The 16,578-nt window shown below is 72.2% G+C and carries 12 protein-coding genes and 1 tRNA gene; all 13 read right to left on the bottom strand.

Annotation, left to right across the window (positions count from 1 at the left end; genetic code table 11):
* Positions 1-6 precede the first annotated feature (6 nt).
* Positions 7-94 (bottom strand) — tRNA-Leu (locus tag BA175_RS03355).
* A 264-nt stretch (positions 95-358) separates the two neighbouring features.
* The gene (locus BA175_RS03350; RefSeq protein ID WP_069170308.1) at positions 359-1,423 is read right to left on the bottom strand and encodes a sugar phosphate isomerase/epimerase family protein; all 1,065 of its coding nucleotides are present in this window, start codon (positions 1,421-1,423) and stop codon (positions 359-361) included.
* 41 nt (positions 1,424-1,464) lie between these two features.
* On the bottom strand, positions 1,465-2,853 hold the full coding sequence (locus BA175_RS03345) for a nucleotide pyrophosphatase/phosphodiesterase family protein (RefSeq protein ID WP_069169680.1): 1,389 nt from the start codon (positions 2,851-2,853) through the stop codon (positions 1,465-1,467).
* On the bottom strand, positions 2,850-4,025 hold the full coding sequence (gene eboE, locus BA175_RS03340) for a metabolite traffic protein EboE (RefSeq protein WP_069169679.1): 1,176 nt from the start codon (positions 4,023-4,025) through the stop codon (positions 2,850-2,852). The genes BA175_RS03345 and eboE overlap by 4 nt, the downstream gene beginning before the upstream one ends.
* Before the next feature lie 3 nt (positions 4,026-4,028).
* Positions 4,029-4,877, bottom strand: a complete 849-nt coding sequence (locus BA175_RS03335; RefSeq protein WP_069169678.1) for a TatD family hydrolase — start codon at positions 4,875-4,877, stop codon at positions 4,029-4,031.
* Complete coding sequence (locus BA175_RS03330) at positions 4,877-5,500, bottom strand: EboA domain-containing protein (RefSeq protein WP_069169677.1); 624 nt, start codon at positions 5,498-5,500, stop codon at positions 4,877-4,879. Before BA175_RS03330 ends, BA175_RS03335 begins: the two co-directional genes overlap by 1 nt.
* Entirely contained in the window at positions 5,494-6,357 is an 864-nt protein-coding gene (locus BA175_RS03325) for a sugar phosphate isomerase/epimerase family protein (protein WP_069169676.1), read from the bottom strand. The genes BA175_RS03330 and BA175_RS03325 overlap by 7 nt, the downstream gene beginning before the upstream one ends.
* Complete coding sequence (locus BA175_RS03320; protein ID WP_175420758.1) at positions 6,354-7,568, bottom strand: SCO3242 family prenyltransferase; 1,215 nt, start codon at positions 7,566-7,568, stop codon at positions 6,354-6,356. Before BA175_RS03320 ends, BA175_RS03325 begins: the two co-directional genes overlap by 4 nt.
* A 32-nt stretch (positions 7,569-7,600) precedes the next feature.
* On the bottom strand, positions 7,601-8,719 hold the full coding sequence (locus BA175_RS03315; RefSeq protein WP_069169674.1) for an inositol-3-phosphate synthase: 1,119 nt from the start codon (positions 8,717-8,719) through the stop codon (positions 7,601-7,603).
* 91 nt (positions 8,720-8,810) lie between these two features.
* Positions 8,811-12,521, bottom strand: a complete 3,711-nt coding sequence (locus BA175_RS03310) for a ThuA domain-containing protein (RefSeq protein WP_069169673.1) — start codon at positions 12,519-12,521, stop codon at positions 8,811-8,813.
* 679 nt (positions 12,522-13,200) lie between these two features.
* Positions 13,201-14,205: a sugar phosphate isomerase/epimerase family protein gene (locus BA175_RS03305; RefSeq protein ID WP_069169672.1), complete on the bottom strand. Its 1,005-nt coding sequence runs from the start codon at positions 14,203-14,205 to the stop codon at positions 13,201-13,203.
* 12 nt (positions 14,206-14,217) lie between these two features.
* Positions 14,218-15,450, bottom strand: a complete 1,233-nt coding sequence (locus BA175_RS03300; protein WP_069169671.1) for a Gfo/Idh/MocA family protein — start codon at positions 15,448-15,450, stop codon at positions 14,218-14,220.
* A gap of 47 nt (positions 15,451-15,497) precedes the next feature.
* Positions 15,498-16,535: a substrate-binding domain-containing protein gene (locus tag BA175_RS03295; protein ID WP_069169670.1), complete on the bottom strand. Its 1,038-nt coding sequence runs from the start codon at positions 16,533-16,535 to the stop codon at positions 15,498-15,500.
* Between the last annotated feature and the right edge of the window lie 43 nt (positions 16,536-16,578).

The raw sequence follows: 16,578 nt of genomic DNA, 5'->3' as shown, positions 1-16,578 counted from the left end.
TACCGCTGGTGTCCGAGGGGGGACTTGAACCCCCACGCCCGATAAAGGGCACTAGCACCTCAAGCTAGCGCGTCTGCCATTCCGCCACCCGGACAAGGTGTCTGCCGTTCACGGGGTGTTCCCCGCGGCGACAAAGAAAACAATACCAGGGGTTCGGGGGCTCTTTCACCCGCGTTTCCGGTGGTCAGTGCGGTGCACTCCGGTGCGGGGGGGCCGACCGGGACGCGGTCGCGGCGCCGCGTGCACGGTGGGTGTCCCCTCGCGTACGCGGAGTCCGCGACCGCTTTCCCGGGTCCGCGCACAGCGGTGCGGGGGCGGTGAGGCTCCCGCACCGCTGTGGGCGGCCGACGGCGGCGGGTCAGTCCCCGCAGCGGCTTTCACGGAGCGTGTGCAGGTGCGCACTGGACTTGCGGGCGAAGGCGAACGACTCGACTGGGTTGTCGTGCTCGGTCTGCCAGTGGTGGTAGGTGCGGCCGCGGTGGGTGCGGGCGGTGACCCGGCCGATGAAGTTCTTGTAGTCGATGTCCCCGTCCCCGACGTCCGTCATGCGGTAACCGTCGCGGGTGGTGTCGTCCCTGGTGCCGTCCTTGACGTGGAAGAGGGGGTAGCGGTCGGGCTGCTTGAGCACGTAGTCGATGGGGTTGAAGGGCGCCGGGGTGCCGTCCGGCCGCTTGCCGAAACGGAACTGGGCGCAGAACGCCCAGTAGATGTCCATCTCCAGGTAGACCAGGTCGGGGTCGGTCTCGGCGAGCAGGACGTCGTAGAGGCGCACGTTCGGCTTGTCGGTGGCGAAGGAGAACTCCTCGGCGTGGTTGTGCTGGTAGAATTTCATGCCGCGCTTGCGGGCGGCGGCGCCGTAGGTGTTGAAGTCCTCCGCGGCCCGCTTCCAGCCGTCCACCGTGGAGCCGTAGCGGAAGGGACCCGAGGCGGTGCCGATGTGCTTGAGGCCGAGGGCCTCGGCGTCGTCGAGGACCTTGGTGAGGTTCTGGGCGAAGGTGTAGGCGCCGGGGTTGTTGTCGTCGGAGTAGCCGACGTGGCTGCCGATCGGGTGGAGGCCGTGGTCCTTGGCCAGCCGCTTGAGCTGGGCGAGGGTGAGAGGGCCGGCCGAGCCCTGGGTGTATCCGGCGAACTCGATCTCGTCGTAGCCGTACTTCTCCAGCTCCGCGAAGACGGGGGCGAAGCCGAGGGTGGAGACCTTGTCCCGGAGGCTGTACAGCTGGATGCCGAGACGGCCGGGCGGCAGCACGGGGCGGCCCTTGCCCCTGCCCTTGACCTCCTGAGCACCCTGGGTGCCCTGCGGGCTCGTGGCCTGCGCGGTGGCGCCGCTCAGGAGCGTGGCGGCGGTGGCACCGGCGGCGACCCCCAGGACGTTGCGGCGGCTGAGCCTGCGTGCGAGCTCGGGATCCTTCGGGGTGCGGCTCATGATCACGTGTCTCCCTGTCGGTGTGCGGGCGGAGCGGATGGTCAGTGCAGTCCGGCGAGCTGGAGCAGCAGGGACTTCACTTCGGTGGCCTGGACTCGGCCGGTGAACGCGTGGGGGGTGGAGCAGAGGATGAGCGGACCTTCGTCGTCGCTCGTGGGCAGGCGGCCGTGGCTGCCGCGGATCGGTGCGGGATCGAGGGGGACGACCGCCATGCGGTAGCGCATCCCGAGTTTCTTGCGGGCGACCGCCGAGACCGCCTTGACCCGGACGTAGGGGTCCTGCGGGTCCATGAACAGCTCGACGGGGTCGTAGCCGGGTTTGCGGTGGATCTCGACGAGCTGGGCGAAGTCGGGGGCGTGGGCGTCGTCGAGCCAGTAGTAGTACGTGAACCACGCGTCCTTCTCCGCGACGGCGACGAGCTCCCCGGAGCGGGGGTGGTCCAGGTGGTGGGCCTTCTTGCCCTCGTCGTCCAGGAGCTGGTCGATGCCGGGCAGGTCCGCCAGGGCGGCCCGGGTCGCTTCGAGGTCCTCGGGCCGGCGTACGTACACGTGGGCGAGCTGGTGGTCGGCGACGGCGAAGGCGCGCGAGGCCATGGGGTCGAGGTACTCCATGCCGTCCTGTGTGTGGACCTCCAGGAGGCCCGCCCGGCGCAGGGCGCGGTTGATGTCGACGGGCCGGTCCACGCGGGTGATGCCGTACTCGGAGAGCGCGACGACAGTGCGGCCCTGGGCACGCGCGTCGGCCAGGAGGGGGGCGACGGCGGTGTCGAGTGCGGTGGCGGCCCGGTGGGACCGGGGGTCGTCGGGTCCGTACCGCTGGAGGTCGTAGTCGAGGTGGGGCAGGTAGCACAGGGCCAGGTCGGGGGTGCGGGTGGCGAGGATGTGCCGGGTGGCGTCGATGATCCACTGCGAGGAGACGAGGTCGGCGCCGGGGCCCCAGAAGTGGAAGAGGGGGAAGGTCCCCAGCTTGCCGGTGAGTTCGTCGTGCAGGGCGGGGGGCCGGGTGTAGCAGTCGGGTTCCTTGCGGCCGTCGGCGTAGTAGACGGGGCGGGGGGTGACGGTCCAGTCGGTGTCGGCACCCATCGCGTACCACCAGCAGATGTTGGCGACCGTGTAGCCGGGGTGGGCGCGCCGTGCGGCGTCCCAGAGCTTGTCGCCCTCGACGAGGCCGTTGTGCTGGCGCCACAGGAGGACGTCGCCGAGCTCGCGGAAGTACCAGCCGTTGGCGACGATGCCGTGCTCGGCAGGGGTGGTGCCGGTGAGGAAGGTGGACTGGGCGGCGCAGGTGACGGCGGGCAGGACGGTCGTCAGGGGGGCCTGGGCGCCGGCGCGGGCCATGGCCCGCAGGTTCGGCATGTGCTCGAGAAGCTGGGGGGTGAGCCCGACGACGTCCAGGACGAGGAGAGGGGTGGGCTCTGCGGTGGTGGTCAAGGGAGCTCCTTCAGCCCGAGGTCGGTCAGCAGGTCGCGGGCGAGGGTGAGTTCGGCGGCGATGCCGTCGGCGAGCTGGGCGCGGGTGCGCGGACGCAGTGCGGCGGGGAGCGCCTGCCAGGTGTAGGTCTCGACCTCCAGGTGCCGTGTGAGGGGGACGGCGCCTCCGACGAGCCGGGTCAGGACCGACCGCAGCACGGGGAGGGTGGAGGTGAGCGGGGGCGCGGGCGGTGCGTGCAGGGGGACGTGGAAGTGGGAGCGCCACGGTGTGCTGTCCGGGAGGGCGCCGCCGGAGACCGCCTCGTCGAGGTCGTCGGTCCCGCGCAGGCCCGCCGCGGTGAGGGTGCGGGTCTGGTGCAGGAAGCGGGGCTCGGCGAAGGCGGCCAGGGCGGCGCGGACTTCGGGCAGGTGGGGGTGCTCGGCGTGCAGCGCCGCGGAGAGCTGGGCCTTGGCGACGGAGATGCCGGCCGCCCGCAGGGCGTCGAGCGCGGTGTCGGGGTCCTCGAAGGAGGTGGCGAGGTGGCAGGTGTCGACGCAGATGCCGATGCGGTCGTGGCCGACCTCGGTGAGCGGGCCGATGGCGTCGGCGGTGGTCTCCACCGTGCAGCCGGGTTCGGGTTCGAGGCCGATGCCGATCGACTTGCCGGTGAGTTCGGCGAGCGCGTCGAGCCGCTGGGCAAGGGTGGTGAGGGCCTTCCGTGCCGTCACGGCCGCCGTCGGGTCGGTGGCGAACGGGGTGCGCCAGGCGATCGGCAGGGTGGAGATGGTGCCTTCGGTGACGTCGTCGGGGAGCAGGGCGGCGAGCAGCCGGGCCAGGTCGGTGGTGTGGGCGAGCCGCTCGGGGTCGGTCCAGTCCGGTTTGTACACCCGGTACTTGACCTCGTCGGCGCCGAACCCCTCGTAAGGGAAGCCGTTGAGGGTGACCACTTCGAGGCCGCGGTGCTCGAGTTCGGTGCGCAGCGCGCGCAGCGCGGAGGGGTCGTTGACCAGGGCGCGGGCCGCGTCCCTGGCGAGCCAGAGCCCGATGCCGAGGCGGTCGCGGCCGAGGCGTCTGCGGACGGGCTCGCAGTGGTCGCGCAGCTGGGTACGGACGCCGTCCAGGGTCTCGGCGGGGTGCACGTTGGTGCAGTAGGCGAGGTGGACGGTGGAGCCGTCGGGGTGGCGGAAGCGCATCGCTCACTCCCCGCCGCGGAGGATGGAGTTGCCCTCGTGGAGCGCGTCGGGGGTGGTGATGTCGAGCTGGAGCCGGCCGCTCTGCCCGTAGAAGGCGACGGGGTTGCGCCACAGGACCTTGTCGACGTCGTCCTCGTCGAATCCGGCCTTCAGCATGGTGTCGGCGACCTTGCGGGTCTTCAGCGGGTCGCTCCTGCCCCAGTCGGCCGCCGAGTTGACGAGGATCCGGTCGGTGCCGTGTGCGCGCAGGACCGACACCATGCGGTCCTCGTCCATCTTGGTGTCGGGGTAGATGGAGAAGCCGGCCCAGCAGCCGCTGTCGAGGGCGTCCCGCACGGTCGTCTCGTTGAGGTGGTCGAGCAGGACGGCCTCCGGGGCGAGGGCCGATTCGCGGACGACGTCGATGGTGCGGCGGAGCCCGGCGAGCTTGTCGCGGTGCGGGGTGTGTACGAGCGCGGGCAGGCCGTGGTCGGCGGCGAGCTGCAACTGGGTGGCGAGCGCGGTGTCCTCGGCCGGGGTCATGGAGTCGTAGCCGATCTCCCCGACGGCGACGACGGAGTCCTTGACGAGGTAGCGGGGCAGGGCGTCCAGGACGGGGGTGCAGCGGGGGTCGTTCGCCTCCTTGGGGTTGAGCGCGAGCGTGCAGTGGTGGGCGATGCCGTACTGGGAGGCGCGGAAGGGCTCCCAGCCGAGGAGGGCGTCGAAGTAGTCGAAGAAGCTGGCCGGAGAGGTGCGGGGCTGGCCGAGCCAGAAGGAGGGTTCGACGAGGGCGCGGACCCCGGCGTCGTACATGGCCTGGTAGTCGTCCGTGGTGCGGGAGGTCATGTGGATGTGCGGGTCGAAGATACGCATCAGGACTCCTCCGTGGGGGCGGGGGCCGGGGCCGTGAGGGCGAGGACGGTCCGCAGGCCGTCGGGGACGGGGCGGCCGGCGGCCGTGCGTTCGGCGGCGAAGTCGCGCAGCATGCGGGCCAGTTCGGCGTCTCCACGGGCACGCTCACCGAGCCGGTCGACGGTCTCGACGGGGACCTCGATGAAGAGGCACTTGAGGACGGCGTGCCGCCAGCCGTGGGCGTCGAGATGGGCGGCGCCGTACGGGCCGACGGCTGCGGCGACCAGCCGGGGGTCGTTGGTGCGCAGGGCGTCCTCGACGAGCGGAACGGCCGCGGGTCCGAGGTCCAGCCGGTGCAGGGCGAGGAGGACGGCGCGGCGTTCGGCCGCGGTGCCCTGCCGGTAGAGCCTCGTGACGGTGGACGGAGCGGCACGTGCCTCGACGAGCAGCAGGGCGCGTACGGAGTCGGCGTGGTCACGTCCGCAGTGTCGTCCCGCCGCGGCGAAACGCAGCTCCCAGGGGAGGGGCCCGCTGTCCGCGCCGGGGTGCGCGGCTGCGTGTGCCGCCTCGGCGAGTGCGTCGTCGAGCCACGTTCCGGCCGTGTCGCTGAGCCGGGCGTCGAGTTCCTTGCGGTCGGTCAGCACGGTGCGGCTCCGTCCGTGGCCCGGGCGGCACGGCGCAGGAAGCCGATCGAGTCCCGGGCGAGGTCGGGCCCCGCGTGGGAGTGGCGGGGCAGTTCGACGACGGTGAGTCCGGTGTAGCCGGTGGCGTCGAGAGCTTCGAGAACCGGCGGGAAGTCGATCTCGCCGTCACCGAACGGCAGGTGTTCGTGGACCCCGCGCCGCATGTCCTCGATCTGGACGTGGCGCAGCCAGGGCGCGGCCTCCTTGACGCAGTCGGCGGGCGGCGAGGCCTCCAGGCACTGGCAGTGGCCGATGTCGAGGGTGAGCCCGAGGGGTTCAGGGTCGCCGAGCAGGCTGCGCAGGTGGTGGAAGTCGCCGAGCGTGGCGAGGAGGTGGCCGGGTTCCGGCTCGACGGCGAGGGGGATGCCGGCGCGGGCGGCGGCGTCCAGCACGGGGGCGAACGCGTCGGCCAGCCGTTGCCAGGCGGTGTCCTCGGTGGTGCCGGGCGGGGTGATGCCGCTGAAGCAGTGCACGGCGTGGGCGCCCAGGTCGGCGGCCACGTCGACGGCCCGGACGAGCAGTGCGGTGCGGGCGGCGCGGGCGTCGGGGTCCGGATCGAGGAGGGAGGGGCCGTGCTTGCGGCGGGGGTCCAGGAGGTAGCGGGCGCCCGTCTCGACGGTGACGCCGAGGCCCAGCGAGGTGAGCCTGCGTGCCACCTGGCGGGTGCGCGCGGCGAGGTCGGGGGCGAGGGGGTCCAGGTGCATGTGGTCGAGGGTCAGCCCCACGCCGTCGTATCCGAGGCCGGCGAGGAGTTCGAGGGCGTCGTCGAGGCGGAGGTCGGTCAGGCCGTTGGTGCCGTAGCCGAGGCGGAGGCTCATGTGGGGCTCACCTTCCGTGCGAGCTTCCGGGCGAGGGGTACGAGCGCCATGGTCGCGAGCCCGTTGAGTGGTGCTCCGGCCTTGACGGCCAGGGCCGCCTGGAGCGGGATCATGGCGCGGATGCCGCCGCCGACGGCGCGCTGGGTGAGGGGCGGGGAGGGGTTGAGGGCGGCGTGGAGGAGGGGGGTCGCGGCGGTCCGCAGGTAGGCGGCGGCGAGGGCGGTCCGCAGGAGCCTGTGCGCGGTGGCTGTGGGTCTCTCCCCGCTGCCGGGTGGCGGTACGGGCCGGTCACGGGCGGCGGCGGCACCGAGGGCGGCGGTGGCGGCGAGCGCCGCGAGGGGCGCCGCGGTGGAGCCGCCCCGGGCCTCGTGGCGGGAGACCTCGGTGACGGCGTAGGTGTGCGCGCCGAGCAGCAGGGCGGCCCGGACGGGCCGTACCGTCGCGGCCCCGGTGCTGCGGGGGGTCCGCACCGGGGCGGTCCTCCCGGCCGCGGCCGGGGCTGCCGCCGGACGCGTGGTCCTCGCGGGTGGACCTCCGGCGGCCACCGGGCCTGCGGGGCCCGGCTTCCCTGCCGCACCCGTACCCGTACGCGTGGTCGCCGCAGCCGAGGCCCCCGGGGTGCCCGCCGTGACCGCCCGGCCCGGGCTCGCCGGAGCGAAGTCCCCCGCCCGCCCCGTCGCGGCCGCGCCGAGCAGCAGGTCGAGGGAGCGGGCGGTCGCCATCGCGGCCGGGCCCAGCGGGGTGTGCTTGAGACGCAGGTCGTAGGCCCAGACGGTGGCCGCCAGGCCGGATGCCACCGCCAGGGCGGGCCGGCCCGCCCTGGCGGCCAGGGCCAGGCCCGCCGCGGTGAGGACGCCCGCCGCGGTCAGTGCCGCCGCGGGGCTGATGCGGCCGGAGGGGATCGGGCGGTGCGGGCGGTCCACGGCGTCCTCGTCGCGGTCCGCCCAGTCGTTGAGGGCCATCCCCGCCTCGTAGAGGCACAGCGACGCTCCGACGGCGAGCGCGGTGCCCCGGTCGGGCCGCCGGCCGGCGGCGGCGGCTCCGGCCAGTGCGTCCCCGGGGACGGTGAACAGCGCGGAGACCCGCAGGAGGTCCGCCCAGGCGCGCCCGCGCGGGCGGGTGCGGGGCCTGTCCGGTGCGGGCGCAGTCCCGCGCACACCGGACAGGCTGTACGGGGCCGCCGCGCGGCGGGTGCCGAGCAGTCCCGGCATCCCGGTCGCGGCGGCGAGCAGCCGCAGCGGGTTCACCGGCCGTCCCGCAGGCACTCGCCGAAGCCGAGAAGTGCCGCGTACTGCTCGGACAGCCCGGCCGGGCCGCCGTCAGGGTCCTTGAAGTAGAAGCCGAGTTCGGGGCGCGGCCCGGTCAGGCCGGTCTCGTGGGCGCGGGCCAGCAGCCGGGCGAGGTCCAGGACCAGGGGAGCGGCCAGGGCGGAGTCGCAGCCCTGCCAGATGGTCTGGAGGATCATGCGCGAGCCGAGGAAACCGTCGAAGGCGACGTGGTCCCAGGCGGTCTTCCAGTCCCCCATCGCCGGTACGTCGTCGATGTGGACCTCCCCCTCCGGGGCGGTGCCCAGCGTGTCGGCGAGCACCCGTGCCTTGCCCGCGTTCTTGGCGGCGGCCGCCGCAGGGTCGGCCAGCGCCGCTCCGTCGCCGCCGCCCAGCAGGTTGGTGCCCGACCAGGCGCGTACCGGCAGGGCCCGCTGGACGAACATCGGGGCGAGAACGGAACGGAGCAGCGTCTGGCCCGTCTTGCCGTCGCGTCCGGCGTGGGGAAGTCCGCAGGAGCGGGCGGCGTCCTGGAGGCGGGGGCTGTGCAGCCCCGTGGAGGGGGTGAAGTTGACGTACGGGCAGCCGGCGCGCAGTGCCGCCGCCGCGTAGAGGGAGCTGGCGGGCAGGCGTGTGTCGTCATCGCCGGGGGCGGGCTCGGTGGAGGCGACGTTGACGACGACGGTCCGGGCCAGGGCGTGGCGTCGCGCGAAGTCGTCGAGGTCGGCGGCGAAGGCGGTGATGAGCTCCTCGTCGGTGCGGGTGTCGCCGGGCTGGGGTCCGCCGGTGCGTATCTCCGCATCGGCGGAGGCGAGTTCGGCACGGACGGCGGAGGGCAGCCCGTGCGGGAGGACGCCGCCGGCCGCGAGTGCCTCGGCCCGCTTGGGCAGCGGGCAGTCGAGGGTGTCGTGGCCGCCGAAGACGAGGGAGGTCAGGGGTGGCAGCCCGCTGTCGGCGAAGGCCGGGGTCTCGGTGACCATGCCGGTCGCCGGGTGGAGGCCCGCCGCGATGGCGGCGCACCCCGCGGTGGCGGTGGTGGCGACGGAGCCGCGTGCTCCGATGAACCAGACTCCGGTACGAACGGCCTGTGCGGTCACGGACTGCCTCCCTGGGGGGATGAGAACGGGGTGGGGGGCGGTGGGCGGGGCAGGGACACTGCCCCGCCCACCGCCGGCACGGGCGGCCGCCCTACGTCGAGGGCAGCTCCTTCAGCTGGATGTTGCGGAAGGACACCTGGTCGTCGGCCCCGTGGTTCTGCAGGCCGATGTAGCCGTCCTTGAGGCTGCGGACCGGGTCGGTGTTGGTGAAGTCGTTGATCTTCACTCCGTTGAGGAAGACCTGGAGACGTTCGCCCTGGACCTTGATCTCGTAGCTGTTCCACTGGCCGGGCGGCCGCAGGACCTGGTCGCGGGCCTTGATGTTGGCCGACTTGAAGGTGTAGACCGCCCCGGTGGTGCGGTCCGGTGCATCCGTGGCGTCGATCTGGACCTCGTAGCCGTTGTTCACCGCGGACCACGGGTCTTCGGACTCCGGGAAGCCGACGAAGACGCCGGAGTTGTCGTCACCCGCCATCTTCCAGTCGAGCTTCAGCGAGTAGGACTTCAGTTCCTTGGCCTGGTAGGTCAGCAGGCCCATGCCGCCCACGGAGCGCAGTTCGCCGTCGACGACGTCGAACTTTCCGGGACCGGCCTGCTTCCAGCCGTCGAGCGTCTTGCCGTTGAAGAGGGAGCGGTAGCCGGTGTCGGGCTTGCAGTCGGCCGCAACCTGGCCGGCCGCGTAGCGCAGCCCGCCGAGCAGGTGCTGGCGCATGGCCGGTTCGGCGTACGACTCCTTGGTGTGGCCGAGGCCGGTGTAGAAGGAGCGGCCGCCCTGGTAGGCCTGGCACCAGGAGATCGGGTGGTCGCCCTTCATGGTGCCACCGGTGTAGCTGGTCTCGTCGAGCGTGGCCAGCACCTGGGCCTTGTCCCGGGGGTTGGTGCGGTAGTTGTACCACTCGTCGGTGCGGTCCCAGGCGTCACCCAGGTGCGCGGTCGCGGGGTGGTCGTGGTTCTCCACCCGGACGGTCGCGGGCTGGATCTGCGGGTGCGAGGCGAAGTAGGCGCCGACGAGTCCGCCGTAGAACTCCCAGTCGTACTCGGTGTCGGCGGCGGCGTGGACGCCCATGTAGCCGCCTCCGGTGGCCACGTAGTTCTCGAACGCCTTCTGCTGGTCGGCGTCGAGGACGTCACCGGTCGTGGAGAGGAAGACGACGGCGTCGTAGCGCGCCAGGTTGCTGGTGGTGAACTGGCCGGCCGCCTCGGTGGAGTCGACGGTGATGTTGCTGTCCTTGCCCAGCTCCTTCAGCGCGGTGATGCCGGCCGGGATCGAGTCGTGCCGGAAGCCGCCGGTCTTGGAGAAGACCAGGACGCGCTTGGCGGTCCTGTCGACCGGGCTGTCGGAGAGGATGAAGTCGTCCACGTCGTAGAGCGCTCCGTCGCCGCCCTTGAAGACCAGGTAGAGCTGTGTCGCCTTCTTCGGGACGGCTCGCAGCGGTACGTCGATGTCCTGGAACGTGTCCCAGCTGCCGGTCACCGGGACGGGTGCCGAGCCGAGGATCGTGCCGGTGGGAGATCCGGCGCGCACCTCCAGGAAGCCTCCCGCGCCGGCGGAGGAGGTTCGGGCGGTGAGCTTGGTGCTGCCGCTGAGGATGTACGGGGTGAAGGAGATCCAGTCGCCGTCGTGGATGTCACCGACGGTCCGGCCGCCGTGCGCGCTCGTCTTGCTCGGCGTGGTGACACCGAGCGAGCTGTCGAAGTGCTCGGCCTGCCGGTGGCGGGGCTGGAGCTTCGCCTGGTCCCGGCCGGTCAGCGCGGCCTGGCCGCCGCCACCGCCGTCGGTGTACGAGGCGGAGATACCACCGTAGATGTTGGCGTTCGGGTCGTGCCCGCCCTCCATCCGGGTCTTGACGGTGCCTTCGCAACCGTGCTCCGTGGTGATGTCGTGCCCGTGGCTGTCGTGGCCCAGGGTGAACTTGACCTCGACCTTGGAGCAGTCGACGGTACCGTCCTCCGGGTCGGTGACGGTCACCTTGAAGGGCACCTCGTCACCGAACTCGAACATCTGGCCGTCGGAGGGGAACTGCATGGTCACCACGGGAGCGGTGTTGCCGACGGTCACGTGCACACTGGCCGATCCGGTGCGTCCCGTCGGGTCCTTGGCGGTCACCGTGGCGGTGTAGGTGCCGTTCTTCTTGTACGTGTAGGAGGGGTCGGCGGCCGTGGAGGTGCCGCCGTCGCCGAAGTCCCAGGCGTACGTCAGGGTGTCTCCGTCACCGTCGGTGGTTCCTGCCGAGGAGAACTTCACCCGGAGCGGGGCCACGCCGGACGTCTTGTTGGCGCCGGCCTCGGCGACGGGTGAGCGGCCGCCGGTGGCGTTCTCGATGCGGTAGAGCGCGGAGTGCTCGTCGCCCCCGAACCACGAGAGCCCGTAGTCCAGGACGTACAGCGCCCCGTCGGGTCCGAACGCCATGTCCATGATCTGGGTACCCGACCACGGGAGGTCGTTGACCGACTGGACGGTGCCGTCGCCGTCCTGCTCGATGCGCTTGATCCACTGCCGTCCGAACTCACCGGCGAAGAAGTCCCCGTCGTACGCCTCGGGGAACTTGACGGGCGAGTCGAGGCCGGCGTCGTAGTGGTAGACGGGGCCGCCCATCGGGGACTCGGAGCCGGTACCGAACTCGGGGACGGAGCCGGCGTCGTACGGTATCCAGGCGGGCTGCGCGGGCGGCAGGTCGACCAGGCCGGTGTTGTGCGGCGAGTCGTTCTTCGGGGCGGCGCAGTCGAAGGCCGGCCCGGACGTCTTCGTCGCGAAGTCGTAGTCGCGGTAGGCGTCGTTGTCGCCGGTGCAGAAGGGCCAGCCGAAGTTGCCGGGCTTGGTCACCCGGGCGAACTCGACCTGTCCTGCGGGTCCGCGGTTCGGGTCGGCGGCGCCCGCGTCGGGGCCGTAGTCACCGACGTACAGGATGCCGCTGGCCTTGTCGACGCTGAAGCGGAAGGGGTTGCGGAAGCCCATCGCGTAGATCTCGGGGCGGGTCCTGTCCGTGCCCGGGGCGAAGAGGTTGCCCTCCGGAACGGTGTACGAGCCGTCGTCGGCGACCTTGATGCGGAGGATCTTGCCGCGGAGGTCGTTGGTGTTGCCGGAGGTACGGCGGGCGTCGAAGGCCGGGTTGCGGTCGGGCCGGTCGTCGAGGGGCGAATAGCCGTCGGAGGCGAAGGGGTTGGTGTCGTCACCCGTCGACAGGTAGAGGTTGCCGTCGGCGTCGAAGTCGATGTCGCCGCCGACGTGGCAGCAGATGCCGCGCGAGGTCGGTACGTCGAGGATCTTCTTCTCGCTGGCGTTGTCGAGCGTGCCGTCGGCCTTGAGTACGAAGCGGGAGAGGCGGTTCACGCCGTCGAACTCGGCGAAGTCCGCGGCGGTGCCGTTCTCGGGGGCGTCACCGGCCGGGGTGTCCAGCGGGGGCGCGTAGTAGAGGTAGATCGCCCGGTTCTCCGCGAAGTCGGGGTCGATCCCCACGCCCTGGAGACCTTCCTCGTCGTGCGAGTAGACGGGGAGGGTGCCGGAGATGCGGGTGTTGCCGGCGCTGTCGGTGATCCGCAGCTCGCCGCTGCGCGAGGTGTGCAGCACGCTGCGGTCGGGAAGCACGGCCAGCGACATGGGTTCGCCGGTCTCGGCGGCGCCCTTGGCCAGGGTCACCTGCTGGAAGTCCTCGGCGGCCGCGTCCTGCGCGGCCGGCGAGACCGGGGCGTCGGCCGCGGTGGCGGGCGAGGAACCCAGGGTGAGGGTGGCGGCTGCGAGCAGTCCGCCGGTGAGAAGTGCGAGTGCCTTTCGGGCGCGGAGCCGTCTGCTGCTTCTGTGCACGTGCGTCCTCCGGAAGGTGCCGGTTGTTCGGGCGGGTGCGTTCTGCCGTTCGGCGCGGGGACTGCCGCGCTCGTCACCGGGGGCCGGTGAGCCCCTGGTGACGCGAGTCATCTTCTGTACACGTAGGGGACCGTAGCGGGGTTCGTCCGAGACGGAAAGCCCTTGTGCGGGTTGTGCGTTGACCTTTTCCCTGCTGCTGGACAAAGCCGGTCCGGGGCACGCCGAACCGGCCCGCGGGACCGCCCCTCGGGCTGCGGACGGGGTCATGTCCCGCCCTGGTTCACCGAGCCACCTCCGGCGCGCGGGGCCTCATGCGACGTTCGGCGCACCGCCTCGGCCCGGTGAGTCACCCCGCAGTCGACGCACCACGCCCGGCCCGGTGCGGGGCCGTACGCAGCTCGACGCACCACGCCCGGCGCGGCGCGCCACCATCCAGCTCGACGAGCACCTCCGGCCCGTCGAGGCACCGGTGCGGCTCCTCGAACCTTCTCCGGGCCCGGCGGACCGCATCCGGCTCCCGGGACCACCTTCCGGCCGACCGAGCCGTATCGAGCCCCGCCGCCGCAGCAGGCGCGGGGCCCGGGGCAGGACCCCGAAAAACCAGCCCCGCCGGCGCTTGAGGCCCGGGGGCGCCGGGGGCGGAGCCCCCGGAAGGGGCCCGGGGGCTCCGCCCCCCGGTCTAGTCCCCGCCCCCGAACGCCGCGTCGAACGACGCGCTCGGCGGGTCGAAGTCGAACCGCTTGAGCGAGGCCAGCGCCTCCGGCGCCCCCGTCAGCCGGTCCATGCCCGCGTCCTCCCACTCCACCGAGACCGGCCCCTGGTACCCGATCGACCGGAGCATCCGGAACACGTCCTCCCACGGCACGTCTCCGTGCCCGGCCGAGACGAAGTCCCAGCCCCGCCGGGGGTCGCCCCACGGCAGGTGGGAGCCGAGACGCCCGTTGCGGCCGTCGAGGCGCTTACGGGCCTCCTTGCAGTCCACGTGGTAGATCCGGTCCCGGAAGTCGTACAGGAAACCGACCGGGTCGAGGTCCTGCCACACGAAGTGGCTCGGGTCGAAGTTCAGCCCGAAGGCGGGGCGGTGGTCCACCGCCTCCAGAGCCCGGTGCGTGGTCCAGTAGTCGTACGCGATCTCGCTGGGGTGCACCTCGTGCGCGAAGCGCACCCCCTCCGCGTCGAAGACGTCCAGGATCGGGTTCCACCGCTCCGCGAAGTCCTCGTACCCGCGCTCGATCATGTGCGGGGGGACCGGCGGGAACATCGCGACCAGATGCCAGATCGAGGAACCGGTGAAACCGATGACGGTGTCGACGCCGAACGCGGCCGCCGCGCGGGCGGTGTTCTTGATCTCCTCGGCGGCCCGCCGGCGCACACCCTCGGGTTCCCCGTCCTCCCAGATCCGGGCGGGCAGGATGCCCTGGTGGCGTTCGTCGATCGGGTTGTCGCAGACGGCCTGGCCCACCAGGTGGTTGGAGACGGCGAAGCACTTCAGGCCGTACCTGTCGAGCAGCTGCCGCCGCCCGTCCAGGTAGCCGGGGTCGGCCAGCGCCTTGTCGACCTCGAAGTGATCCCCCCAGCAGGCGAGTTCGAGGCCGTCGTAGCCGAAGTCCCGGGCGAGCCGGCAGACCTCCTCCAGGGGCAGGTCGGCCCACTGGCCGGTGAAGAGGGTGAAGGGGCGGGGCATGCGCACGACCTCCTAGAGAGGGACCGGGGTGAGTACGGAGTTCTTGGCGGCGCTCTCCTCGACGGCGGCGAGCACCCGCTGCACCTGGAGGCCGTCGGCGAACGACGGTACGGGCGGCGTGCCGTCGGCGATCGTGCGCACCACGTCGCGGGCCTGGTGCACGAAGGTGTGCTCGTAGCCCAGTCCGTGGCCCGGCGGCCACCACGCCTCCAGGTAGGGGTGCTCGGGTTCGGTGACCAGGATCCGGCGGAAGCCGGCGGAGGCCGCGGGCTCCGTGTGGTCGTGGAAGGAGAGTTCGTTGAGCCGTTCCAGGTCGAAGGCGATCGAGCCCCGCTCTCCGTTGATCTCCAGCCGCAGGGCGTTCTTGCGGCCGGCCGCCATCCGGGTCGCCTCGAACGAGGCCAGCGCGCCGGAGGCCAGCCGCCCGGTGAACAGCGCCGCGTCGTCGACGGTGACCGCGCCCCGCGTGGCGCCGCCGGCGGCGCCCGTGAGCCCGGCCGTGGTGCCGGCGAGCACGGGCCGTTCCCGTACGAAGGTCTCGCTCACCGCCGACACGCCGACCAGCAGCTCCCCGGCGAGGTACTGGGCGAGGTCGACGATGTGCGCCCCGAGGTCCCCCAGCGCTCCCGATCCGGCGTGCTCGCGCTCCAGCCGCCAGGTGAGCGGCGAACCGGGGTCGACCAGCCAGTCCTGGAGGTAGGTGGCCCGTACGTGCCGCAGGGTGCCCAGCCGGCCCTCCGCGATCAGGGAGCGGGCGTACGTGATGGCGGGCACCTTGCGGTAGTTGAAGCCCACGATCGCCACCTGGCCGCGGGCCGCCGCCCGCTCGGCCGCCGCGGCCATGGCCTCCGCCTCGGCGACCGTGTTGGCGAGCGGCTTCTCGCACAGCACGTGCTTGCCCGCCTCCAACGCGGCGATGGCGATCTCCGCATGGCTGTCGCCCGGGGTGCAGATGTCGACCAGCTGCACGTCGTCCCGGGCGATCAGGGCACGCCAGTCGGTCTCCGCCGCCGCCCAGCCGTGCCGGGCGGCGGCGGCTTCGACGGCGGTGCGGTCGCGTCCGCAGATCGCGGCGAGAGCGGGTCTCACCGGGAGGTCGAAGACGTGTCCCGTGGTCCGCCAGCCCTGTGAGTGGGCGGCTCCCATGAACGCGTATCCGACCATGCCGACGCCGAGTGCGGTCGTCGGCCCCCCTGCCGGCGGCGGTGCCTCGGTCTCCTGCTCCGTCTCTTCCCTACGGGCCATGCGGGCTTCCTCCTCGTCGGTGGTTCGGTGGCGGCGGTGGGGCGGGATCAGCTGAAGCCCGTCGGCAGGTACTGGTCCACGTTGTCCTTGGTGACCACGGCGGAGTAGAGGGTCAGGGACGTCGGGATCTCCATCTCGGAGAGGCCGGCGATGCCCTTGTTCTGGCCGAGGGCGCGGGCCAGGTCGATGGCGGACGCGGCCATTGTCGGCGGGTACAGGACGGTGGCCTTCAGGACGCTGTTGTCGGCCTTGATGGCGTCCATCGCGGACTTCGCACCGGCACCGCCGACCATGATGAACTCGTCCCGGCCCGCCTGCTGGATGGCGCGCAGGGCGCCCACGCCCTGGTCGTCGTCGTGGTTCCACAGGGCGTCGAACTGCTTCTGTGCCTGGAGGAGCTGGGCCATCTTGGCCTGACCCGACTCGACGGTGAAGTCGGCGGCCTGACGGGCCACCAGCTTCACGTTGGGGTAGTTCTTCAGCGCGTCGGCGAAGCCCTGGCTGCGCTGCTTGGTCAGTTCGAGGTTGTCGATGCCCGCGAGCTCGACGACCTTGGCTCCGGCCTTCCCCTTGAGCTGCTCGCCGATGTAGTGACCGGCGTTGAGCCCCATGCCGTAGTTGTCGCCGCCGACCCAGCAGCGGTAGGCCTGCGGGGAGGCGAAGACGCGGTCCAGGTTGACGACGGGAATGCCCGCCTTCATGGCCTCCAGGCCGACCTGCGTGAGCGCCTTGCCGTCGGCGGGCAGGACGACGAGGACGTCGACCTTCTTGTTGATGAGGGTCTTGACCTGACCGATCTGGGCGGCGGTGTCGTTGGAGCCCTCGGTGATCTCCAGGGTCACCTCGGAGTACTTCTCCGCGCGCGACTTGGCGTTCACGTTGATCGCGTTGAGCCAGCCGTGGTCGGCCTGGGGTCCGGCGAATCCGATGGTGACAGGGGTGCCGGGCTTGTCGTCGGCCGCGGGCTGGTTGTTCGCGGCGGTCGCCTTCTCCTTGGGCTCGTTACTGGTACAGGCAGTGAGGAAGGCTCCCGCGGAGACGGCCGCGGTGCCGAAGAGCAGTCCTCTGCGGCTGGTTTCTGGCATGGCTGTCAACCCTTCATCCGGTGCGTGGCATACGGAACAGCGG

The organism is Streptomyces griseus (assembly GCF_001715295.1).
Classification (GTDB): Bacteria; Actinomycetota; Actinomycetes; order Streptomycetales; family Streptomycetaceae; genus Streptomyces; species Streptomyces griseus_G.
Note: the sequence above shows the minus strand (reverse complement) of the source record. Positions and strands in the feature narration are given on the sequence as shown.

Excerpts from the sequence above, each read along its gene's own strand:
- BA175_RS03300 (WP_069169671.1), bottom strand. The coding sequence starts at position 15,450 with ATGGCCCGTAGGGAAGAGACGGAGCAGGAGACCGAGGCACCGCCGCCG.
- BA175_RS03335 (WP_069169678.1), bottom strand. The coding sequence starts at position 4,877 with ATGCGTATCTTCGACCCGCACATCCACATGACCTCCCGCACCACGGAC.
- BA175_RS03295 (WP_069169670.1), bottom strand. The coding sequence starts at position 16,535 with ATGCCAGAAACCAGCCGCAGAGGACTGCTCTTCGGCACCGCGGCCGTC.
- eboE (WP_069169679.1), bottom strand. The coding sequence starts at position 4,025 with ATGCGCTTCCGCCACCCCGACGGCTCCACCGTCCACCTCGCCTACTGC.
- BA175_RS03320 (WP_175420758.1), bottom strand. The coding sequence starts at position 7,568 with ATGCCGGGACTGCTCGGCACCCGCCGCGCGGCGGCCCCGTACAGCCTG.
- BA175_RS03325 (WP_069169676.1), bottom strand. The coding sequence starts at position 6,357 with ATGAGCCTCCGCCTCGGCTACGGCACCAACGGCCTGACCGACCTCCGC.
- BA175_RS03350 (WP_069170308.1), bottom strand. The coding sequence starts at position 1,423 with ATGAGCCGCACCCCGAAGGATCCCGAGCTCGCACGCAGGCTCAGCCGC.
- BA175_RS03305 (WP_069169672.1), bottom strand. The coding sequence starts at position 14,205 with ATGCCCCGCCCCTTCACCCTCTTCACCGGCCAGTGGGCCGACCTGCCC.